Below are 22,137 nucleotides of genomic sequence, written 5' to 3'. Positions count from 1 at the left end.
CTGCGTTCGCCCAAAAGGTACATTATCAAAGCGCAAGTCCCTTACGGATTTTGTCCACAATGTAGGGGCGAACTGCGTTCGCCCAAAAGGTACATTATCAAAGCGCAAGTCCCTTACGTCGCTTGTGGTGTTGGTTTTCGGGTTGGTGGCGCAAATAAGGCTATGATAAACTAGAATACAAGAGCTATTCTAAATCAATAAGAATATGCACATCATCAGCCGTACAAAACTGCGGCAATTTTCTGGAAAACACGCCGATGCTGTTAATGCCATTAATACTTGGTATAAAATTGCTAGTAAAGCAGAGTGGAAAAACCTGGCTGAAGTTCAAGCTGTGTATTCTCAAGCGGAAGCTGTTGGTAATTTCACGGTTTTTAATATCAAAGGTAATCGCTATCGTTTAATTGTAGATATCGTTTACAAAGACCAAGTAATTTATATCAAGTACATTTTGACTCACGCAGAGTATGACAAAGATGAGTGGAAAAATGACCCTTACTTTAAACCGTGATACCTACGGAAGGTTACTAGCCAAGTATCTACCAAAAGTGATAGAAAACGAGGCAGAAAACGAACAGGCTATTAACCTAGCTGAGGCCTTATCTCATCGAGAAAATCGCAGTCTAGAAGAAACCACTTTGTTAAATTTACTCTTGACTTTAATCGAAAAGTACGAACAAGATCATTATCCCCTTGAAGAATCAGAACCCCATTCAATACTCTGGGAACTCATGGAAGCTAACAACTTACAAGAAAAAGATTTATCAGATATACTAGGTTCAAAAACCATAGTTTCTGATATTCTTATTGGTCAACAAATAATAACAGAAAAACAAGCTATAAAGTTAGGACAGTTTTTTCACGTTGACTCAAGTTTGTTTTTAAGTAGGTAGGCGTTAAAAATTATCAGATGCCCCCCTTATCAAGGGAGATCCCCCCGCCTATCGGCACCCCCCTTATCAAGGGGGGCAGGGGGGATCGGCACGACCCTTATTAAGGGAGATCCCCCCGCCTATCGGCACCCCCCTTATCAAGGGGGGCAGGGGGGATCGGCACCCCCCTTATCAAGGGGGGCAGGGGGGATCGGCACCACCCTTATCAAGGGAGATCCCCCCGCCTATCGGCACCCCCCTTATCAAGGGGGGCAGGGGGGATCGGCACCACCCTTATTAAGGGGGGACTAAGGGTAGGGTTGATTCATGAATCAACCCTACTATGAATCAACCCTAGTACTAAGGGACTTGCGCTTTGATAATGTACCTTTTGGGCGAACGCAGTTCGCCCCTACATTGTGGACAAAATCCGTTACTGTAGGGGCGCAAAGCTTGCGCCCTCCGATCGATTGGGATATTATTCCCACGCAAGTCCCTAAGGGGGATCGAACCTAAAATCCATTTTTAATTTAATTATAACCAGCTACTTATCCACCCCCAAACCCCAGGTAATTGACACCCTAAACTAATACACTTGTACTATAGCTTGCCTAAAAAAATTCCAGAAAAGGGAATGAGGGAAAAGAGGGAAAAAAAGGGGAAAAGGGTTACAGGGTTCTCCCAGCACCGCACACCACCCGAAAACCGATCCTGTCGTTGCGGTTGACGCGGCGGAAGACGTTGAGGCGAAACGCGGAACGGCAGTTAAAAGGATAGTTGCCCCAGGAACCGCCCCGCAAGACACAATATAGGTCATCTGTCAAGAGTTTATTTATACTATTTAATAAGTTTTCATAACGATTATCATTATTTGTCTCGTCCCAAACGCTCCCGTCTGTGGGCGGTGCGCCTTGATAATCACCGTGCCACGGATCTAAACACCACTCCCAAACATTCCCGTGCATATCGTACAGCCCGAAGGCGTTGGGGGGATAGGAGCGGACGGGGGTGGTTTTATTTGGGGATTGTTTCGGCTTTTCTTGTTGATAGACCTTTGAACTATTGTAATTCGCCAGTTCTGCCGTGATCGTCTCGCCAAAGTGGAAGGGGGTGGTTGTTCCCGCTCTACAAGCGTATTCCCACTCGGCCTCGCTCGGTAAACGGTAATTTTTTCCCGTGTGACGGGACAGACGGGCGCAGAATTCGATCGCATCGTACCAACTCACGCGCTCGACGGGGTTGTTATCGCTTTCCTTAAACTCCGCAGGGTCTGGATCGAGGTCTTTTCCCTCCCTCGGTAGGTGGGCCACGAACCGCCATTGCGCCCGGGTAATCAGAGTCTGGCTCAGGTAGAAAGCACTGACGCTCACGGGGTGTTGGGGTTTTTCAGACTTCTTATCGTCCTTTTCTCCCGGTGAACCCATCAGGAAAGTTCCCCCCGGGATAGCAACCATAGTCAGGGGTTCGATTCCCTCCCCTAGGGGTTCTTGGTAGTAGTAGGCCTTGCGGGATTCTGTTTTGGTAATTTCTCCCCGTTTATCGACGTATAGGGTCTCGAAGGTGAATTTTAGGAGTTTTTCCGGGGTCAAGATTTCCTGTTTTCGCTGCCTCACTCTCTCCTCGATGTTTTGGGCGATATCGGCGTACTCTCCCCCCCAAGTGCGGAGAACAGCCGCGTCCACCTCAGCGAAATAGAGAGAGCGATCGCTGACTGCATCCGCTAGAGAACCCTGTGGATTGGGGATTAGAGCCGAAAAATCGCGAAATTCGCCGTAATGGTCGCGAATATAATCGCCGATGCCGCGCCAAATATCGATCGTGCGCCGGTTGGCACTATCTGCCAACAGTAGCTGACGAATGCCGGGGTAAAAATCGTACCAAGCATCCGTAACCGTCGCTCCCTCCGGACTAAAGGTAGATTTTTCGACCAGTCCGCTAAAAAAGACCTCCGCTAGATGCCAATGTTTACTATCGGGTAAAAATCGCCGCTGTGCCAATCGCATCACCGGAGGAATCAGGGGAACGGCCGCCAGCACTTTGGCCAGTTCTCGGGCCAAAGGACTGGCATCGATTAAAAAGCCTCTCAATAACTCTTCCGGGGATTCCGCTTCCGGAGCGGCTGCCTCTTCTTCTCCGGTTTCACCCATATTCACCCCCGCAGTGGTTGCTCCCATTAAAACCCCCTGAATGGAGTTACCACCGCTCCCAGCGATAAATTTCGCCCAGGTTGCAAAGTGAGCGGGGGATAGATTGAAAATAGGGAACCGATAGAGAATCTGCTTCGTGCGGAGTCTTTCCCCCACTTGCAGTATTGCATTGGCAGAAGCGGGACCCGGTGCAATCAAAGGCCGGAGGATCGCTCCCTCTAAAGCGGTTCGTTGCCATAGCTCCTGCGGGAAAATGTGAGCAATGGTGACGGGGTGTTCTTTTCCCAGATCCGCTAGGGTGGCGAAGGCAGACCCCGATCGCCAAGCTTTCCCCAAAGTATCGGTTAGGACGATAAAAAGTCGGTTTCCAGAGGGTGCAACCAGACTGCGAGGGTTCCGTTCGATTTGCCCCGCACCGGAAAGCAAACGAGCTTCATTTTCACCGGTCTCGAACCACCAAACCCGCACATCCCTAAAAAAGCCTTGCCAACGGAAGAGGGTGGTCATTCCCCCCGCTAGATCTCCCCAAAATTCCATCGGGGGAGAGCGATCGATCAACAGGTGAACCTCTAACCAACGTTCTAGGGGGGGTCGGAAAGCGAGCATCGGTAATCCCCCCGCTTCGGCCGTCCGTTCCACTGTAACCTCGATATCCAACTCGTCGGCCCGTAATCCAGGCACGCGACGCGCTAGGGGGAGAATTGCCTTACTGATGGCGGTGGGTTCGGGTATCGGAAAGGGATCGGGGACGCGAACGGGAGAAGAACGATCGCTCTCGACCGAATCGCGCTTCCGGGGTGTCTGCGTCGGGCGATCGATGTTTTCGGGATAGGCAACGGGGAGCGTTGACTCGATCGCTCCGGGGGGAGGGGTTTCTTCACCGCTGCCGGATGACCGGTTATCCTCCTGATCATTAGATGAGTTTGCTTCCGACTGTTCAGGCTGCTCAATCGACCAAGGCGCGATAATTCGATCGAGGTAAGCAGCGCACCAGATCAGTTCTGCCATTTCCCTCTCGTCTTCCCACCAGATGGCTTTCTTCCCTTCCATCTCTCCCCCTACCCTTGCAAGGATTTAAAGATGGTGTCTAGCAGCGATTGGCGATCGGTGGCGGTGAGGTCGTTTCCCTGTAGTAACAGATAGACCGCGTTGAGCAGTTGATCGGTGGCTAGTTTGTCTTTGCGTTTAATTCGATCGAGAAATTCCCGGATCAGATTTCTGGCCGGTTCGTCCAATTGATTCAGGCGCTCCGGGGGGAAACGTTGCTCTAGTATCCGATAGAAATCATCCTCGTTATCGGGTTGTTCGAGTCTTAAACGCAAACATCGACGCAGGAAAGCAGGGGGAAACTCCCGGGCCTCGTTACTGGTCATGAATACTAGGGGGAACTCCTGACAAGACACACAACCTCGATCGATCTTGATTTTCTCCTCGCTGTCATCCTGTTGACCGCGATAGGGAAGAACCGATTGGTCGCCGGTTTTTAATCGTGTCAATTCTGGGATCTCAAAAAATCCCTCCTCGAAAATATGGAGGAGATCGTTAGGCATATCGATATCGCTTTTATCGATCTCATCAATTAGCAGCACTGCCGGTCGTCCTGGAAGGGATCGATAAAAAGCCATCCCCATGGGACCTAATCTTAGATAGCTGCCGATATCCGGCTCCTCGTACTCTCCCCCCTCTCCCACTTTCTGTCTTTGTAGGGAAGCTTCCTGTAACCGTCCGATCGCATCGTAGGCATAAAGACCCTCTTTAAGGGTGGTGCGGGAAACGATCGACCAACGGTAGGGGCCGGGTAATCCCAATTCCCGGGCGACTGCGTAGGCCAGGGAAGTCTTGCCGGCGCCGGGGTTGCCCTCGATCAGTAGGGGACGACGCAAGCAGAGGGCAGCATTCACCAATTCCACCGCTTTCCTATCCGCGACGAATCCTAAAGCCCTAGGGTCGATTTTTCCCTCTTCGGGCGGTATTTTCTGCGATTTTGCCGCTTTTGTCCATTCTTCCGGGGACAGGCTAAAACTGCGCCAAGGAGGTGGCGGTGGGATGCGATCGAGGTGTTTTCTTTGTTCTTTGGGTGTGGGTAAACTATCGGCGCTCAGGGTCAAACCCCGATAGATGCGAAGGTCTTCTGGTTTGGTAACTGGTTTATTGGCCATTGGATTCCACCACTCTCGTGTTTAGAGGTCTTGGTCTCGGGGAGGGTTTGGGGTATAGATCGTCCCAGAAAAGGGCGATTTTTCGCTTGTTTCTGCGTAATTCTTTGATATTATCAGGCCAGTTTCTCCATTCCGAGGGTTTTAGATCGTTATCTGTCATCGGTTGATTGGCGTTTCGACTCCAGACGGCGATCGGCAGGGATTCCACGATATCTTCCAGATCGGCGATCGATGGTTCGGTTCCGATGTAGTAATCTTTCTGGTCAAGATCGCTATTATTTTCCCATAAAGCTCTCTTGATCTCCTCGATCTCGTCGCGTATCTCTCGGAAATCTTCATCAAAATAGCGATCGAAGGAGTTAATAAAAACAGGATACTCGTATCCTAGGGATCTCCACATTGTACCCCGCTTAAATTGAAATTCTTCCAGAGGGTATTTTAAAACTTTTATTGGCAGAAAAATTTCGAGATTTAGCTTTACTTTGTTCGGCAAACTATAACGAGCTTTGCGAATTAAATTAGCGAGAAATGTCTGGCTTTCTGGACAAGATTCTATTTCGCTATTTAATTCAATTTTTTCGTTTTCAGCAAATCTTCCTAAGGGGCGATGTTGACTTTTAATCCAAAGATTCATTCTTAAGTGAAATGAGTTGAACACCCTTCCAGTATTATTATCTTTATCGAGATCCTGTTCTATTTCAATTTGAAGTCTCAGCTCTTCTCGATTAATACGTTCCTTGAATTTTTCCCAGGACTGCCTGACTTCATTTTGTATTTTATCTAAATCCGCATTTTCTCGATACTTAATAACCCTAGACTGCCAAGCTTCGATAGCATCAATCGACGGGTTAATCCTATCTTCTTCTAATAACCTAGTTCGACACCAATCGGAACAAGCTATGAGAGGACAGATACCCTCTATAACCGGCTTGTTTGATAATTTTTTTAATTGTTTTTTAAGTTCTAGATCGTCCAAAATAAACTCTTCTAAAAATTTACTATTTAATAAAAATGAATTGATAAAAAGTAAATTTTTTGATAAATGTTTTTTAAATTCATTCAATAATTCTTCTGTCAATTCAAGGCGTTTTTCTTCCCAAGTTCGTATCGTTTTAGGAATAACTGGAAAAAATTTTGCAACCGTTTCAGATCCCGTCAGGTTATGTACAACGTCTTGTGGCATTGAGTCGGGAATTTTTTCATTAACTTTGCCTACAATTTCACCGGGGGAAATATATCGATTACGAGACTGTTGACAAAAATCTTTCAAAACTGCTGCCAAAACGGTAGAGAATACACTCTCTTTAGCCTCTTGTTTGGCACGACAAGCGGCGATCGTGTGAACGGCAATATTTTTTTCTTTGCTCGATCGATATATCCCGATCGAGCCAGCAGCGAATTTTGTAACTTCCACCGCTCCCATTTGCGAGCAACAGGTATCGATAATATACAGTATCTGCGCTATCCGAACCCCATCATTATTGAGAGGACGAACTAAATCTTCGGTCGATAGAGCCGTTTGTCCAATTAGTTTAGGATCGGTATCCTCCAGTAAAAGATAATGTCTATCCCCCAGTATATACTCGCCGTGACCGGAATAATAAAAAATGACAATATCGGTTTCACGGCAATTTTGTTGAAGCCATTGAGCAAATTTGAGAGGAATTTCGTCTTTTTTCGGATTAATATCTAAATCGGTTAACACTCGCTGGTATCCAAAATCACGAGTAAACAGATCGACTACCAGTTCTAAATCCGTCTCGACGCTGGGTAATTGCTTGTCAGGGTCTAAGTTCTTGTAATCCTTTGTCCCACAAGCAATTAGATAATACTTGATTTCTTCATCCATACCATTACCCATCAATCGATTAACCCCGATCGAATCGCTTCCCCAGTTTCAACCGCCGTAAGATAGCTTTTGGCATCGTGAGCCTCGCAACCATTATAAACTGGCTTATCCTCGACAGTTCCCTCAAATAAAGGGTTGAGTTGCTTTGTCAACGCCACCACATCGCCATCGTCTGCGATATTCACCCATCTTTCCACATTTCCGGGCCAGCACCCCAGGTTATTGCGGGGGGATGGTTGCAGTCGATCGAAAATTAATTGTCTTATCCCCAAAGGAGAACCGAGAGTGACAAAGACTTTAATAGGCCATTCTGGATGCTGACATAAAGTTTCGTAACAGACGATCGAACCGAGAGAATGAGCTACAAGTACCCGCGTATCTTCATCGATACATTTTATTACTCGCTCTTGAATCTGCTGTTTTAGCTTTCGATCGTGTAAATAGCTCCCCACTTGCTTAAGATAAGAAATAACCAATTTCTCGGCAACGCCACCGAAAAACCGAGATTCACTTAACCCCGACAAAGCTCTCTGGATAATTTTTGGGGTAGATTTTTCTCTCAAAAGGCTATCCGCATTGGGATGATTATTTTCCACTTGTTCCGTTTCTTGCCACCACAACTGGAGTAATTCTTTTTCCCAATCGGAATCGACATCATTAACATCGTAGTTCGGGATACCGATCGCTTTCGATTTTCCTCGAAAAATATCTCCGTAAAACGCACAACGAAAATCGGTATCGGACTTTAACTCGGTTCCCGCGAGTTTCAATCCATCCTTGAGACTTGGCAACCACTCAGCAGAAATCGTGTTGCTACCCCTAAATTCTTGCGCGATGCCATGAACACCGACAATTTTAGCCATGATCCTCCAGTTATAAGGCTTTCCTATCCCTGTTAATTTTCAATTTTAAGATGAAAAGTTAAAACTGATCAAATTTTTATTGCAGGATTTAGAAACAAATAATGTCGATTCCGATCAGACTTTATTATCTCAATTAGCCGGAACTTGGACAGAGGCGGATGAGATAGATTTTTTACAAAATACAGAAGCCTTTCGAGAGGTTGAGGAAAGTTTGTGGAGCTAAGACCGATTCTACTGGATACCAACGCTTACACCGCTTTTAAACGTAATATTTTTGAAGCAGTTGAGGTTATTAGTAACAAGCCTTTAATTGGTTTAAATAGTGTAATTTTAGAGGAATTATATGGTGGTTTTGCGTTTGGTTCTAGAGAGGAATATAACCGAAGGGAACTTAAGCAATTTTTGGAAATATCCAAAATTAACTGTTTTGCGAACGCAAAGCGCTCGCTACGCGAGATCGATTGCGATACCGCCGAATATTACTCTAGAGTTTATTGTGACTTGAGGAAAAAGGGCAATCCGATTCCCACTAACCATATGTGGATCGCGGCGATGGCTCTACAATATAATCTGGCTTTATTTAGTTATGACAAGCATTTTCATGCGGTCGATGGGTTGATAACGGGAAATAGCAGCGCCGATTTTGCAATTATTCGATCTTAAAAAAATCGCTTCGGCTCGGTATCGCTGAAAGTGTAGCTTCAAGAGATACCAGGAAGCCAAAAGGAAGAATCGAACTTATCAAAAACTATTTGAGAGGGAGTCCTTAACCTTTGTTAAAAATAAGTGAGTGGACAGACTCGGAAAAATTAAGTTTTGAAAATTTGACAGCGCTTTACTATACTTTCACTTTACCCTATAAGAAGAGCATCAGAAAGTCAAAAAATATACATGAAGACGGTCAAAAAAGAGGGAATAAACCAACGACCTCATCCCCAGAAAAAAGCATTTTAAGTAGGAATTGAAAGAGCGGCGGACAGGATGAGGAGTTTGAAAAATTGAGAGGAAAAATACCATGACGACAACCGTTCAACGCTTAAGCCAACTAAATTTTGCATCCCTATCACCAGCGGGGGGATTGTTCCCGTCGCCGATCGCCTGGGAAGACCAAGCGTTCTATTTCTTGATGCTCGATCGCTTCTCCGATGGTCGTGAAAACGGGTACAAGGACAACGAGGGGAATTTAGTCCGGAGCGGGACAACCCCAGCCTACAGTGCCGCTGGTGCGGAAAATGCCGTGAAAACAGAGGCGGATGCAGCCCGAGCAGCGCGAAGCAGGAGTCAAATATGTGGGAGGGACGCTCAAGGGGTTAGAGAGCAAAATCGGCTATCTGAAACGATTGGGGGTGACGGCACTCTGGATTAGCCCTATTTTTAAACAGGTTCGGTTTCGGGAAACTTATCACAGCTACGGCACAGGTGTGAGAACCGCTATAGAACAATCAACTACATACGGAGGAACTAAAAATGTCTAATTCTAATGCACTGATAGATAAGATCAGGAAACTGTCTCCATCTAGGGAAATTCTGAGATCCCTTCCATCCCAAGAATCACAGGTTATGACGGTGAACTTTGAAGGCGATCGAGTAGGTCTTTTAGACCTAAGCTATCCCCCTGCGACGGTTTGGGCACGAATGGTTGATTACCTTCAGAGAAATAACAGGCCAGTCTATGTAGAAATCGATTCTGAGACAAATATCATCACAAAATTATCTGTTCCCGAAGCTGCCAAGGTTTGGCGAATAAATGAAAGTGAAGAAGCTGTTTATGTTACCTTCTATACTTCTCAAGCCCGCCACTATCTGCCGCGCAATCATCCGGATTTTCAGAAGATGTTGAATGAACTTCAAGCGGCACTGGCGAACGATGCTGCCATTCTGGTTACATCAACCCAGCAAAACTTTGAAATTATCGATGTCCGACCGCTCCCTCAATCCTTTGGCATTGATCGCCCTACCGAGCCACCGGCTCCATCCGCCCCCGATCCGCCCGTCACATGGGATAGGGCAGTCGAACTGTTTAATCTGATGCAAGCGAAATCCTGTGTGCCCTGCTCCTCTACCGATCCCTGCATTCCTTACAAATTCCCCTATAACGGATGCTGGATCAGGGCGCATCTGATGTGCTATCTGATGATAGCAGAGGGAGAAACCCCCGAAAAAATCTGGATTGATTCTGCGGGTTGCAATTTGCTTGCCCCTAGCTCAAATGTGCCTGAGTGCGAAGTGCATTGGTGTTGGCACGTAGCACCGACGTTGATGGTTCAACAACCCAGCGGGCCGGATCTGAAAATGGTCATCGATCCTTCCCTCTGCGATAAACCAGTTACTCCCGACGAATGGCGATTACGCCAGACTGACACCAGTGCAACACTGACACCTTCTCTATGGGAGCAATACTGGCCCAGCGGAGGGACAGCGACGCAAGCTCAAGCCAACAACGACATGGAGCAGTACAGGATTTTATTAGATGGACTATGCCAGGACTATGGACCTTCACCCTATGCTTGTCCGATTGTCAAGTCCTGCCATTTTATCGTTGATCGCAGCACCTTCGGTGAAGACGAGATTGCAGCAATGCTGAAGCCTGGACAGGCGGCAGTGATTGAAGCAGCTTTTTATGTGATTGTCGATGGCTTCTCTGCCCAAGAGCTTGGCATCACATCTGCAACGCTGTTTGGTGTGCCGAACATCAAGCCTGCACTGACGATCGCCCCAAGCATCGCTCAAATGACAGCCGAGGCGGTTGCGCTTGACGTGGAAGACCCAAGCCATCTCAAACGTCGGCAGAGATTAACCTGGACTTATCAGATTAGCTTCACAGGCACCGACGGATTTGTCAACGACGTGGAGGATGTAACACTTACCGCGTTGATCGCAACTGTGTCGAGTAGCGCGACCATCTACCTGATCAAGCAGCCCAATCCCTACGAAGTCGATGGTCCAGTTTCCTGGTTGAGCGGAGATCTGCGGGTGTTCCAAATTAAGGCAGGCGAGTCGCAGTTTGGCAAGACCATGGGGAACGCGCCCGATCAGGCTCCGGACTTCATCGAGCAAGTGATTGCCAACTTGAACAATGGCACCACTGGTGGACAGACCTTTGACGATATCTCCATCGATCAGCAGACATCCAAACTAGAACTCTCCGAAAAAGTTAAAGTCAACGGGACGCTGACGCCTGTTTTTAACTTTGCGATCGCTCGGGTACACTATCGATCGAAAATCAAAGAGGCGAAAGACGTGCGGGTATTCTTTCGACTTTTCCCAGCCTCGACGACCTCATTGGAATACAACCAGTCAACGACCTACCGTCGCGGCGGAAAAGCCGGCACGATCATCCCGCTCCTTGGAATTCAGGGAGGAATTGCGGGCGGCGAGGTAATCAGTATTCCCTGCTTTGCCGCACCACGAATTGATTCATCGGATCCAACCAAGACCCTGAACGACCAACCTGACCCAGCGAATGTGCAGACGCTTCAACCCGACACAACAGGGGCAGAGAGTTACAACTACTTCGGTTGCTGGTTAGACATCAACCAGTCCTCCCAACCTCAGTTTCCGTTCCAAGCATCACCGATGGATGGACCCTATCCAGCAGCGGATCGTAAAACAATCTATGAACATATCCGCAACAAGCACCAGTGTCTCGTTGCCGAAATTGCCTTTGATCCCGATCCGATTCCACCCAATGCGACTCCAGGATCCTCTGACAAACTCGCCCAGCGGAATCTCATGATCGTTGAATCCCCAAATCCTGGCAACCTCGCATCCCGCCGCATCCCCAATACCTTTGACATCCGACCGACACGGGCAAATCTTGGTCCTGATGAGATCCCGGACGAATTGATGATTGACTGGGGAAACACCCCAGTCGGAAGCCTTGCAACCCTCTATCTGCCAAGTGTCAGCGTCACCCATATCCTGGAAATGGCCGTGCAGATGTACAGATCACACCGATTGATTCGGATCGACGATCATACTCTGCGTTGCCCGACGGATGGCATCACCTATATACCCATTCCACCCGGATCGGACACCAATTTAGCCGGGTTGCTGTCAATCGATTTACCCCCAACAGTAAGGCGAGACGAGGTTTTCACGGTAGTTGTCCGGCAAGTGACGAGTACAGGCAAAGAACTTCCGATTGAGCCACGTCTGCAAGACTCGCCGTCGGAAAACCTGGCGATTGTAGAACATTCAAGGAAATGGCGGCGCATCCTTGGCACATTCCAGCTTACGATTCCGGTTCGGACGAAAGAGGAAATGCTCGGACCGGAAGAACGCATATTATCCAATCTCCGCTGGGTTCAGCAGTCCATCCCCGAAAATAACCGTTGGTTCCCTGTTTTCAACCGTTATGTTGAACAGATTGCTAATCGGGTTGACGCGCTCGGTGGCGATTCTAGCCAGGTTGAAGCATCACCGACTGGAGACTGGCAGAAAGTACGGCTCTGCCGAACATTAGCTATCATCTGTGCCGTCTCACTGACAATTTTCATCGTTGCCCTCGGCATAATGACCAATTGGGTAACTGTCGCAGTGATTGCAGTCTTCCTAGCTGTGATCGCCTTAACCTGGGTCATTCAGTGTCAGCCCAATATTTGCAGCAAGCTGCGGGTTATTGTGGCGGGTGCAGGCATTGGTGCCTTGATACTGGCAATCTTGGTACTACTTGGAGCATCGTCACCGCAACTTGTACCAGTTCTCTGTGGCGCTGTTGCTCTAACAGCTATCGCAAGTTTGATCGGACGTTCTCGAAAATGTTTCTGAGCTTATTGAGGAAGGCGATCGCTTTTTGAAAAGGCAATACGCGATCGCTAAAATCCAACAGGAGGTGAAATTCCCTTGAGCTACTCAACTTGACAACAATGCGATCGCAGTTTTTGAAACAGGAAAGAAGCGATCGTACTTCTGAGATGTCCATGCCACAAAGTAGAAAGTTCACATCTTTTTTAGATTAAACAGGAGTTGAAAAAATGACACGCACAAACAAACGTTATGGATGGGTTCCTGACTTACCAGATCATCGAGATCTGCTTTACGCTGCACCCGTTACGGCACTGAGAGCTTTACCAGCCAAGGTCGATCTCCGCCCTAATTGTCCCCACATCTACGATCAAGAACAGTTGGGCAGTTGTACCGCCAATGCCATTGCTAGTGCCCTTGAGTTCGATCAAATGAAGCAGAAATTGACGGATATTTTTACCCCTTCCCGCTTGTTTATTTACTACAACGAACGGGTCATGGAAGGGACTGTGAACGAAGATAGCGGCGCCATGATTCGTGATGGCATTAAAAGCGTTGGCAAGCAAGGCGCTTGTCCAGAGGAAAAAACCAAACAGCATCCGGGACCTGAGGGCATCTGGCCCTACGATCCTGATTATCAGGTCAGGTTTATTAAAAAACCTACCCCAAAATGTTATGAAGTCGCGGCCAAACACCAAGCAATTCTTTACAGCCGGCTAGTGCGAAACCTCAATCAGATGAAGGGATGTTTAGCATCCGGCTATCCCTTCGTCTTTGGGTTCAGTGTTTACGAGAGCTTTGAAAGTCAAGAGGTGAAACAAACAGGTCGCGTCCCCATGCCGTCTCCCAATGAACAATTATTGGGGGGTCATGCCGTGTTAGCCGTCGGTTATGATGATAGCCAACGGCGGTTTATCATCCGCAACTCCTGGGGGAAAGACTGGGGAATGCAAGGCTACTTTACCATCCCCTATGCTTATCTGTTGGACGATAACCTAGCTGACGATTTCTGGACGATTCGTCAAGTGGAAAATGAACCGTAGGCTATCTCAAAACTCTATCTTGAGGAGATAGGGAAATCTGATTAAATGCGACTGTTTTCGGAGGAGCAGGGGTGATAAAGCTTATCTAACCTGTTTCCCAACCTCATTTCTAACTCAAAACTTCCATGTTTCAACGCGAATCTACTTTCAAGGATTTGAGCAATTTAAACCTCACTGCTGTACGCTGGATAGCTTTGACCCTGGGGATGATCTTAATCTGTCTCGTAGCTAACCCGGCCCATGCAGCCTGTAATAGTGACAATTCATTAGGAAGGAATTCTGGTATGTCGGAAATTGTAATTTTAGACAGCGATCAGGGGAAAACATTCGAGGTGCAGGCGGGCGATTTAATTGCCATCCGTCTCCCAGAAAACCCCACTACCGGCTATCATTGGGAAATCAGCGGAGTTGACAATCAGCTTGTCGAGTTCCCCGGTTCAGATTACTCGGTAGCACCCGGATCTGGTACAGGCGGTGGGGGTACGCGGACCTTCCATTTTAGGGCGAAGTCCACTGGAACGGCTCAGATTCAACTCAGGCGGCGGCGTTCATGGGAACCTGAGACTAGAGGAATTGAGCAGTTCACAGTCAATATTCAGGTTCAGTGATTGAGTCCTAGTGCTGATTATCTCAAAAGGAGGTATTGAAAAAATGTCTCTAGCAACCTATGGAGTATTAAAATGTCGGGCTTTGGAACGCAAAATCGATCCCCAGACCGATTCTTCGCCCCATTATCAGGTTTTGGTAAGCGATGGGCAGAAAAAACACCGCATCGCCATCAACGTCAAATCCCAAGAAAGCCCTTCGGATTTGCTGTATCTAGTCAATGATGCCTTTCAACACCCAATCTTAAATCAGTTAGCGAACTTCAGTTTAGGATTCCACAAACTGGAAAGCCAACCCGGAGGTGTGGCTCTGGATTTTATTCGCGGGAATTTGTTCCGTCCCGAAGACATGAAGCCATTGCCCCCGGACGTTCCCGGACCTGGCAATGACTTAAAGGAATTGATTGACTTGTACGTTCAGCGGGCTATTCAAGCTGAAGATGCGGTTTTGTACGCCTTCGGAGCCTCTTGGGGGCCAGAACCGACCACCCCCGACCAATACTTTGATTTTGTTCCAGGCAGCGGTATTCACGACATCCACATGAATCAGGGCAGTGTGGGCAGATTCCAAAGGGATAACGGCGTTTATCAGGATGGCGCAATGCTGATTTATTTCCCCTCCCGCAACCAATGGATCGGCATCTTTCTTGCCTTCCAGTCCCAATCTTTCCATACCGATGATCGCACGGGCGATGCTATTAAAGAGGTGCCAGTGGAGGCAGCCGTGAGGATTCTGGCGGCACTGGTGAATCCGATGGGAGCAGATCCAGGCAAGGAGTCGGTGACGCTGATCAATATTTCGCCGGATGTTGTCGATCTAAACGGTTGGTCTTTGGCAGACAAGCAGAAGCGCAAGTCTCCTTTGCGCCACATCCGCCTCAAAGCAGGGAGCATCGTGACGGTACCATTGGGCGGGGCGGACGCACAACTATCCAACGAGGGAGGTATCATCACGCTGCTAAATGCTGGGGGCATCAAAGTTCATGGGGTTTCCTATACCAAGGAACAAGCTCAGAAGCAGGGATGGATAATCGTGTTCTGAATCGAAACCGAGATTCAGACCAATTGTCCATTGAAAGGTTAGTTTTATTGAGAAGAAAAGAAACGATCACTGCTTTGGAGAATTGAAATGCGATCGCAATTGCCCCTGACGGGAGGTGCGATATTTGGCGTTGCTGATTTGAGATATGATACTAAATCCGTTGAGTATAGGTAACATATCAGACAAGCAAAAGGCAAAGGGGAGAATAAATAATCAGTTTTTAATAACTGGATTTAGTATGAATCTTCTCTTGTGGGATTTTTAAAACCTAGACCCAAACTAACTTTTGGATACGATGCACAGTGGGCATTCATACCTTGATTCAGCAACGCCCCATTCCCATTTGAAGCAGCAAGGCCTCAACGACCTTGAGAGTAGTTTACCGAAAAATTGGGTTTAAAGCCTCGCCCCTTTAGGGCGATTTTATAGGATGTATGATATTAAGAATAGCGGGCAGGGTAAGCAACCGCTTGAAAAACCCAGTCATCGCCGAATGAACGCACCGTTCGGCAAAAGCTCACGGCCGAAGCCTTGAAAACTAGAGTTATGGGGTTCTATAGGGGAATGCTCCTATAGGTAAAAGCTCTCAGCGTCAAGTACCAAAGAAACCAATTATTTTAGAGGTTTTGAACTGGTATCGTAGGGCATAGGAGAACAGGCTTCTGTAAGGTCGCGAAAGTCTGAGGAGAGAACCACCTCTGGGTGGGATTTCGCCAGGAATCTAATTCAAGTGGACTCGTTGAGCCAGAAATTCTCAGCAGTGATGCTAGAAGAATCCACGTCCGTTTACGGCGTGGGGTATGTCAAACTTTAATCTATTCCCCGGTAGAGATCGGCAATCGCTAACTCTAGGTTAATACTTGACAGGATTACCCGATCGCCTGTCTCGTAAATAGTCGTTTCCCATATCCCCAGAGAATTACGACGACGGCATTCCACGCGCTGGATTTCTTGGGAAATTAATACATATTCTTCTAACGTTTCTATCTGTTGATAATCTTGGAATTTTTCGCCCCTGTCAAAAGCGTTCGTACTGGGGGAAAGCACTTCCGCGATCAGTTTCGGATAGCGTTTCAGATAACGATCTTGGCGATCGCGAGGATCGCAGGTAACAAAAGCATCGGGATAGTAATAAAACTGATCTTGATAGTTAACCTTGACATTACCCGAGTGAAACCGACAGTCTGTAGAGTCGCCGAAATGCAGGTTAACCAGAGTGAGTAGATTAAGGGCAATGCGATCGTGATTATCCGTACCGCCGGCCATCGCATAAACCAAACCACGTCGGTATTCATGACGGATCTGGCTCTGGCGCTCGATAGCGAGATATTCTTGGGGACTGATGTAGTTGGGAACTGCGATCATAATCTCTAGGGGAAAGCCTAGTATTAATCATAGTACGAGAACGGCTCTGGCTCTCTTATTGTCTGTGTGATCAGTTTAGGGACTTGCGTGGGAATAATATCCCAATCGATCGGAGGGCGCAAGCTTTGCGCCCCTACAGTAACGGATTTTGTCCACAATGTAGGGGCGAACTGCGTTCGCCCAAAAGGTACATTATCAAAGCGCAAGTCCCTTAACTTATATGGCGGCGATCAATCTTTGTGTCCTTTGTCTCTTTGTGGTTCCTGACCCAGAGAGCCGATAAGCCAGCGCAAGAGGGCAAAATCTTGATAAACTGAGGGGATAACTATCCCAGACAATCCCCATGACCACTCACTTTATTAGTGCCGAAATCGACCTACAGGAAACCCCGCAACAACTGCAGCAAGAAATCGAAAAAGAATTAGCCAAACGCGGTGAACCCTTGCGTTGGGCAATCACAGAAGTGGATACCGAGAATAATCAAGTCAAAGTCGAAGCGATTGTCACCACTGCCTCGTGAATTCCCGTCCCTATACCGCCGTACTAATTATTCCCACCGGCATCGGGGCAGCGATTGGCGGTTATGCCGGGGATGGCATTCCCGTGGCCAGAGCGATCGCCCAAGTTTGCGATCGCCTAATTACCCATCCCAATGTCCTCAACGGCGCACAACTGTACTGGCCCCTAGGCAACACCTACTATGTAGAGGGTTACGCTTTAGATCGTTTTGCCCGGGGGGATTGGGGATTAAGTCCCGTCCATCAAAATCGTATCGGGTTACTATTTGATCGCGCCATTGAATTTGACCTCTTGCAAAGACACCTTCAGGCTGCCGATGCTGTCCGGGCCACCCTAGGCTTAGATCTGACCGATTACGTTATCACCGATGCCCCCCTGAATGTGCAGTTGCGAGAGGCAGCCTCCGGGGCCAGTTGGGGAACAATTGGCAATCCCGACAGCTTGCTGCGGGGAGCAGAAAAACTGATTAACCAGGGCCGGGCGGAAGCGATCGCCATTGTTGCCCGTTTTCCCGACGATCCCGATAGCATTGCCCTGGCTAATTATCGCCATGGTCAGGGGGTGGATCCCCTTGCCGGGGCCGAAGCGGTAATTTCCCATCTGGTGGTCCGACAATTCCAAATACCGGCGGCCCACGCTCCCGCTTTAAGTCCGCTGCCCCTCGATCCGCAACTTTCCCCCAAGTCCGCGGCCGAAGAAATCGGTTATACTTTTTTACCCTGCGTTTTGGTGGGTTTAAGTCGCGCCCCCCAATTGGTCAAGCAGCCCAGTCCCGATGCTATTTGGCGCCGGGAGGTGGACGCGCTGATCGTTCCCGCCAGTGCCTGCGGCTGTAGCACAGTATTGAGTTTTTGTCAAGAAAAAACTGTACTGATTGCTGTCGAGGAAAATAGTACAAGAATGAAGGTGGCCCCGGAACCCCTAGGGGTGAAAGCAATTAGGGTACACTCGTATATGGAGGCGATCGGTGCGATCGTTTGTCAACGGGCAGGGGTTAGCCTCGCATCTCTTCGCCCTAATTTAAACTCTTTACGCTGTTTATCCGAGAATCCGTGACTAATTCCCCTAATTCCGAATTTGATCCCCTGACACGCACACAAGTCCTCACCATTATGGCGGTAACGGCGATTATCTTGCTGGTAGTCGCCAAAGTTTGGCAATATTTCGGTGCGATCGCTATTCCCGCCATTCGCTGGACTCTCCCAGATTTCCTGTTCGGATTAGCCTTAGCGGGGGCAATTAGTGGAATTAGTGGGCTTCTCTATCGTTTTTGGTCTAGTTATCGCCATAGTGCTAACTCTTACTTAGAATTAGTCATTAAACCTTTAGCTTGGCCCGATTTAATTTGGATTGGATTACTGCCGGGGTTAAGTGAAGAATTATTATTTCGCGGGGTGATTTTGCCAGCTTTGGGCTTAAATATCTTTGGTTTAACCGTTTCTAGTCTAATTTTTGGCATCCTCCATTTTAGCGGTTCCCAACAATGGCCCTATGTTATCTGGGCAACTGTTGTCGGTTTTGCCCTCGGTTATACCGTCATCATCACCGGTAATTTATTAATCCCGATCCTCGCTCATATTATCACCAATCTCCTCGCTAGTTTTCTCTGGAAATTACAGCATAGTAATCAGTAATCAGTTATCAGTTATCAGTTATCAGTGGGTAAGTAATCAGTAATCAGTAATCAGTTATCAGTTATCAGTGACTACTCCTGTCTCCTATAAAAAAAATGGAAGTGCAATTTCGCGAATTTAATCCTTTTGATGTCTGGTTTTGGCTGGAATTTTCCACAGTTCCCTCGAATATGGAACAGCAGTATGTAGAAGAAGTTTTTGCCTCTTGGTTTTATTTGGGTAAATTAGGGGCTTTCAATGCCGAAAACCTACAGGTACAGGAGGTGGGAGTCGATATTAGTTATATGGAATACGATCCAGATATAGCCGAAAATGCCTTTATGTCACCGATGCACAATATGACCGATTTTGAATACTTAGGTACTTGGGGACGTTGTTGGTTTGATCTCGGTACTAGCGATCTTATTGCTTTAGATATTTTAATCAATGCCTTGACCCAATTAAGTAAGGATTTTGTCGATATTAAACGTTTAATTATCGGGGGAGAAAATCAAGATTGGCCAGTAAGCGATCGCAGCAATTATCTCTTTAGCGAATAATTAGGGTTTACTGAAAAAGTTTCTTGGTGGGGTCCGTATTCTCCGAGTCAGGAGTCAGGAGTCAGGAGATTATTTTTATTTATTTATTTATTTATTCTCCCCACACCCCACACCCTACACCCCACACCCCACACCCCACACCCCACACCCCACTTCCCCACTTCCCCACTTCCCCACTTCCCCACTTCCCCACTTCCCCACTTCCCCACTTCCCCACACCCCACTTGCCCACTTCCCACACCCCACTTAAAAACATCTATGCTTAATCTCGTCTCCCTTCCAGAAATTCCCGCCGCCGCTTGGAAACGTCCTCTAGGCAAAGGTTGGGAAAAACCCTACAGCGTCCGCTACGCCAGCAATTTAGATGATGGTCCTTGGCATGGGATGCCTCTGGGGGGATTTGGGGCCGGTTGCATCGGACGTTCCCCCAAAGGTGACTTTAACCTCTGGCATCTGGACGGCGGTGAACACAGTTTTAATAGCCTTCCTGCCTGTCAATTTAGCATTTTTGAACAAACAGAAGACGGAAGCGCCCAAGCCTACGCTATGGCGACGGAAAGCCCGACGGATGGAACTTTATCGCGCTGGTCGTGGTATCCAGCCGAAAAGGGAACATATTCGGCCCTTTATCCCCGCAGTTGGTACGAGTATAAAGATGTTTTTCAGACTCAATTAATTTGCGAACAATTCTCACCGGTTTGGGCGCATAATTATCAAGAAAGTAGTTATCCTATAGCCCTATTTGAATGGACGGCTCATAATCCCACCGATAAACCGATTACTATTAGTATTATGCTGACTTGGCAAAATACAATCGGTTGGTTTACTAACGCGATTAAATCCCCAGTGGTTAAGGTGAGAGATGATGGCAGTCCCGTCTATGAATATCAATCAAAATGGGGGGAAAGTGAGGGTAATTATAATCAATGGATTGTCGATAATTTCCGCGTTGGCTGTCTAATGCGTCGGGATTACGAAAACCCCGGGGAAGGGGATGGACAGATGGCGATTGCCACTATCACTAATCCAAGTCTAGAGGTATTTTATCGGGGTAAATGGAACCCTGCCGGCGATGGGGGCGAAGTTTGGGACTATTTCGCCATGAATGGCTCTTTACCGGATATTGAGGACGAAACCCCCGCCCAAAAAGGGGAAGAAACGGCCACGGCCATGGCGATTCGTTTTACCATTCGTCCAGGGAAAACTCGCAAAATTCCTTTTATTTTAGCTTGGGATTTACCAGTCACCGAATTTGCCCAAGGAATTAACTATTATCGTCGTTATACGGACTTTTTCGGTCGCAATGGTCAAAATGCTTGGGCGATGGTACGCACGGCTTTAAAACACGGCGATACATGGCGAGAAAATATTATTAACTGGCAAAAACCGATCCTAGAACGCAGCGATCTGGCTGATTGGTTTAAAATGGCTTTATTTAACGAATTATACCTCCTAACTGACGGCGGCACTCTCTGGACGGCAGCCACGGAACAGGATGCGATCGGTCAATTTGGGGTCTTAGAATGTATAGATTATCGTTGGTATGAAAGTCTGGATGTGCGTCTCTATGGTTCCTTTGGGTTATTGATGTTATGGCCGCGCTTAGAAAAGGCCGTCATGGAAGCTTTTGCGAGGGCAATTCCCAGCAGTGACGACACTCCTCGGATTATTGGATATAACCAAGCTAGTGCCATTCGTAAGGCTAAAAATGCCACTCCCCACGATTTAGGCGCGCCCAATGAACACCCTTGGCAAAAGAGCAATTACACCAGTTATCAAGATTGTAATCTCTGGAAAGATTTAGGCAGTGATTTTGTTTTATTAGTCTATCGGGATTATTTATTAACGGGGGCTAAAGATGAAGATTTTCTGCGGGAATGTTGGCCGTCAATTGTCCTGACTTTGCAATATTTAAAAACTTTTGACCTTGATAACGATGGGATTCCCGAAAATTCCGGCGCGCCAGACCAAACTTTTGATGATTGGCGTTTACAGGGAATTAGTGCCTATTGCGGTGGTTTGTGGATAGCGGCTCTAGAAGCAACGATTAAAATTGGGGCAATTCTTGGAGAAGATACGGCAATTTTTGCCAGTTGGTTACAGCAATCTCGCGCTATTTATCATCAGACTCTCTGGAATGGAGAATATTATAATTTAGATAGTGGTAGTGGTTCCGATGTGGTGATGACTGACCAATTATGCGGTCAATTTTATGCTCGTTTATTGGCTTTACCGGATGTGGTAGAAAATCAATACACGCAATCAGCTTTAAGTAAGATTTATCAGGCTTGTTTTCTCAAGTTTCATGGGGGAAAATTTGGGGCGGCAAATGGTTTAAAACCCGATGGTACTCCCGAAAATCCCGAGGCAACTCATCCCTTGGAAGTTTGGGTAGGAATTAATTTTGGGTTGGTGGCTTTTTTACTACAAATGGGAATGGAAAAGCAGGGATGGCAAATTACAGAAGCGGTGGTGAAACAAGTCTATGAAAATGGCTTACAATTTCGCACACCGGAAGCAATAACATCGGTGGGAACTTTTCGCGCCTGTCATTATTTACGCGCCATGGCTATCTGGGCTATCTATGGGATTTTGACGGAATTTCAGGGATAAGTAGGGTCTGCTGAATAAATCTAAAAACCTTGTTGGGTAAGACTTTTAGACTTTTTGTCAATCAAAAAGTACCAGGCATGGGAGTGATCAGGGGGAAAATTGAGGTACTTTTTCCCTGAAAATTAGGTAGTTGACCACCTG

The 22,137-nt window shown here is 47.3% G+C and carries 19 protein-coding genes; 14 read left to right on the top strand and 5 right to left on the bottom strand.

The features are described 5' to 3' along the window. The first annotated feature begins 205 nt into the window (after positions 1-205). A complete protein-coding gene (locus IM496_RS11125; protein WP_002752609.1) occupies positions 206-511 on the top strand; it encodes a type II toxin-antitoxin system HigB family toxin in 306 nt (101 codons plus the stop codon). Next, the gene (locus IM496_RS11120; RefSeq protein ID WP_044034084.1) at positions 477-893 is read left to right on the top strand and encodes a helix-turn-helix domain-containing protein; all 417 of its coding nucleotides are present in this window, start codon (positions 477-479) and stop codon (positions 891-893) included. The genes IM496_RS11125 and IM496_RS11120 overlap by 35 nt, the downstream gene beginning before the upstream one ends. A 647-nt stretch (positions 894-1,540) precedes the next feature. Here the strand turns inward: IM496_RS11120 and IM496_RS11115 are convergent. The 4 genes from IM496_RS11115 to IM496_RS11100 are packed head-to-tail and all read right to left on the bottom strand — an operon-like array spanning position 1,541 to position 7,890. After that, a complete protein-coding gene (locus IM496_RS11115; protein WP_287661936.1) occupies positions 1,541-4,069 on the bottom strand; it encodes a formylglycine-generating enzyme family protein in 2,529 nt (842 codons plus the stop codon). A gap of 8 nt (positions 4,070-4,077) precedes the next feature. Next, positions 4,078-5,178, bottom strand: coding sequence for an AAA family ATPase (locus tag IM496_RS11110; protein WP_287661935.1), 1,101 nt, complete (start codon positions 5,176-5,178; stop codon positions 4,078-4,080). Beyond that, positions 5,168-7,027 (bottom strand): caspase family protein, encoded by a 1,860-nt coding sequence (locus IM496_RS11105; protein WP_287661934.1) that lies wholly within the window; start codon positions 7,025-7,027, stop codon positions 5,168-5,170. The genes IM496_RS11110 and IM496_RS11105 overlap by 11 nt, the downstream gene beginning before the upstream one ends. An 11-nt stretch (positions 7,028-7,038) precedes the next feature. Continuing rightward, positions 7,039-7,890: a hypothetical protein gene (locus IM496_RS11100; protein ID WP_287661933.1), complete on the bottom strand. Its 852-nt coding sequence runs from the start codon at positions 7,888-7,890 to the stop codon at positions 7,039-7,041. Between the two features lie 213 nt (positions 7,891-8,103). Between IM496_RS11100 and IM496_RS11095 the strand changes: the two genes are divergently transcribed. The 7 genes from IM496_RS11095 to IM496_RS11065 all read left to right on the top strand — a co-directional run bounded on the left by IM496_RS11095 (position 8,104) and on the right by IM496_RS11065 (position 15,326). Beyond that, positions 8,104-8,553, top strand: coding sequence for a type II toxin-antitoxin system VapC family toxin (locus IM496_RS11095; protein ID WP_194016434.1), 450 nt, complete (start codon positions 8,104-8,106; stop codon positions 8,551-8,553). Positions 8,554-8,905: 352 nt separating this feature from the next. Continuing rightward, entirely contained in the window at positions 8,906-9,256 is a 351-nt protein-coding gene (locus tag IM496_RS11090) for a hypothetical protein (protein ID WP_228009683.1), read from the top strand. Next, entirely contained in the window at positions 9,180-9,365 is a 186-nt protein-coding gene (locus IM496_RS11085; RefSeq protein WP_287661937.1) for an alpha-amylase family glycosyl hydrolase, read from the top strand. The genes IM496_RS11090 and IM496_RS11085 overlap by 77 nt, the downstream gene beginning before the upstream one ends. Then, positions 9,358-12,660: a protein-glutamine glutaminase family protein gene (locus tag IM496_RS11080; protein ID WP_002757536.1), complete on the top strand. Its 3,303-nt coding sequence runs from the start codon at positions 9,358-9,360 to the stop codon at positions 12,658-12,660. The genes IM496_RS11085 and IM496_RS11080 overlap by 8 nt, the downstream gene beginning before the upstream one ends. 206 nt (positions 12,661-12,866) lie before the next feature. Continuing rightward, the gene (locus tag IM496_RS11075) at positions 12,867-13,679 is read left to right on the top strand and encodes a C1 family peptidase (protein ID WP_194017625.1); all 813 of its coding nucleotides are present in this window, start codon (positions 12,867-12,869) and stop codon (positions 13,677-13,679) included. A gap of 125 nt (positions 13,680-13,804) precedes the next feature. Continuing rightward, a complete protein-coding gene (locus IM496_RS11070; RefSeq protein ID WP_002757540.1) occupies positions 13,805-14,287 on the top strand; it encodes a protease inhibitor I42 family protein in 483 nt (160 codons plus the stop codon). A gap of 43 nt (positions 14,288-14,330) precedes the next feature. Beyond that, on the top strand, positions 14,331-15,326 hold the full coding sequence (locus IM496_RS11065) for a DUF2278 family protein (protein ID WP_194017629.1): 996 nt from the start codon (positions 14,331-14,333) through the stop codon (positions 15,324-15,326). Between the two features lie 810 nt (positions 15,327-16,136). Here the strand turns inward: IM496_RS11065 and IM496_RS11060 are convergent. Continuing rightward, positions 16,137-16,691, bottom strand: coding sequence for a Uma2 family endonuclease (locus IM496_RS11060; RefSeq protein WP_194017631.1), 555 nt, complete (start codon positions 16,689-16,691; stop codon positions 16,137-16,139). Between the two features lie 343 nt (positions 16,692-17,034). Here IM496_RS11060 and IM496_RS11055 point away from each other — a divergent pair, with 343 nt between their 5' ends. The 5 genes from IM496_RS11055 (at position 17,035) to IM496_RS11035 (ending at position 21,996) form a co-directional block, all read left to right on the top strand. After that, a complete protein-coding gene (locus IM496_RS11055) occupies positions 17,035-17,211 on the top strand; it encodes a DUF8621 family protein (RefSeq protein WP_002734354.1) in 177 nt (58 codons plus the stop codon). After that, positions 17,208-18,266, top strand: coding sequence for a DUF3326 domain-containing protein (locus tag IM496_RS11050; RefSeq protein ID WP_287661932.1), 1,059 nt, complete (start codon positions 17,208-17,210; stop codon positions 18,264-18,266). The genes IM496_RS11055 and IM496_RS11050 overlap by 4 nt, the downstream gene beginning before the upstream one ends. Further along, positions 18,263-18,844, top strand: coding sequence for a CPBP family intramembrane glutamic endopeptidase (locus IM496_RS11045; RefSeq protein ID WP_002732964.1), 582 nt, complete (start codon positions 18,263-18,265; stop codon positions 18,842-18,844). Before IM496_RS11050 ends, IM496_RS11045 begins: the two co-directional genes overlap by 4 nt. 95 nt (positions 18,845-18,939) lie before the next feature. Further along, positions 18,940-19,383: a DUF3531 family protein gene (locus IM496_RS11040; protein WP_194016456.1), complete on the top strand. Its 444-nt coding sequence runs from the start codon at positions 18,940-18,942 to the stop codon at positions 19,381-19,383. A gap of 258 nt (positions 19,384-19,641) precedes the next feature. After that, complete coding sequence (locus tag IM496_RS11035) at positions 19,642-21,996, top strand: GH116 family glycosyl hydrolase (protein ID WP_287661931.1); 2,355 nt, start codon at positions 19,642-19,644, stop codon at positions 21,994-21,996. Positions 21,997-22,137: the final 141 nt, after the last annotated feature.

It is taken from the genome of Microcystis sp. M049S2 (genome assembly GCF_020245625.1).
In the GTDB taxonomy this organism is placed as follows: Bacteria; Cyanobacteriota; Cyanobacteriia; order Cyanobacteriales; family Microcystaceae; genus Microcystis; species Microcystis ichthyoblabe_A.
The sequence above is the reverse complement of the archived record's forward strand: the minus strand, read 5'-3'. Positions and strand labels throughout refer to the sequence as shown.

Coding starts and splice junctions, on each gene's coding strand:
- IM496_RS11055 (WP_002734354.1), top strand. CDS start 17,035: ATGACCACTCACTTTATTAGTGCCGAAATCGACCTACAGGAAACCCCG.
- IM496_RS11080 (WP_002757536.1), top strand. CDS start 9,358: ATGTCTAATTCTAATGCACTGATAGATAAGATCAGGAAACTGTCTCCA.
- IM496_RS11035 (WP_287661931.1), top strand. CDS start 19,642: ATGCTTAATCTCGTCTCCCTTCCAGAAATTCCCGCCGCCGCTTGGAAA.
- IM496_RS11040 (WP_194016456.1), top strand. CDS start 18,940: ATGGAAGTGCAATTTCGCGAATTTAATCCTTTTGATGTCTGGTTTTGG.
- IM496_RS11125 (WP_002752609.1), top strand. CDS start 206: ATGCACATCATCAGCCGTACAAAACTGCGGCAATTTTCTGGAAAACAC.
- IM496_RS11060 (WP_194017631.1), bottom strand. CDS start 16,691: ATGATCGCAGTTCCCAACTACATCAGTCCCCAAGAATATCTCGCTATC.
- IM496_RS11105 (WP_287661934.1), bottom strand. CDS start 7,027: ATGGATGAAGAAATCAAGTATTATCTAATTGCTTGTGGGACAAAGGAT.
- IM496_RS11075 (WP_194017625.1), top strand. CDS start 12,867: ATGACACGCACAAACAAACGTTATGGATGGGTTCCTGACTTACCAGAT.
- IM496_RS11100 (WP_287661933.1), bottom strand. CDS start 7,890: ATGGCTAAAATTGTCGGTGTTCATGGCATCGCGCAAGAATTTAGGGGT.
- IM496_RS11065 (WP_194017629.1), top strand. CDS start 14,331: ATGTCTCTAGCAACCTATGGAGTATTAAAATGTCGGGCTTTGGAACGC.
- IM496_RS11090 (WP_228009683.1), top strand. CDS start 8,906: ATGACGACAACCGTTCAACGCTTAAGCCAACTAAATTTTGCATCCCTA.
- IM496_RS11070 (WP_002757540.1), top strand. CDS start 13,805: ATGTTTCAACGCGAATCTACTTTCAAGGATTTGAGCAATTTAAACCTC.
- IM496_RS11110 (WP_287661935.1), bottom strand. CDS start 5,178: ATGGCCAATAAACCAGTTACCAAACCAGAAGACCTTCGCATCTATCGG.
- IM496_RS11120 (WP_044034084.1), top strand. CDS start 477: ATGAGTGGAAAAATGACCCTTACTTTAAACCGTGATACCTACGGAAGG.
- IM496_RS11115 (WP_287661936.1), bottom strand. CDS start 4,069: ATGGAAGGGAAGAAAGCCATCTGGTGGGAAGACGAGAGGGAAATGGCA.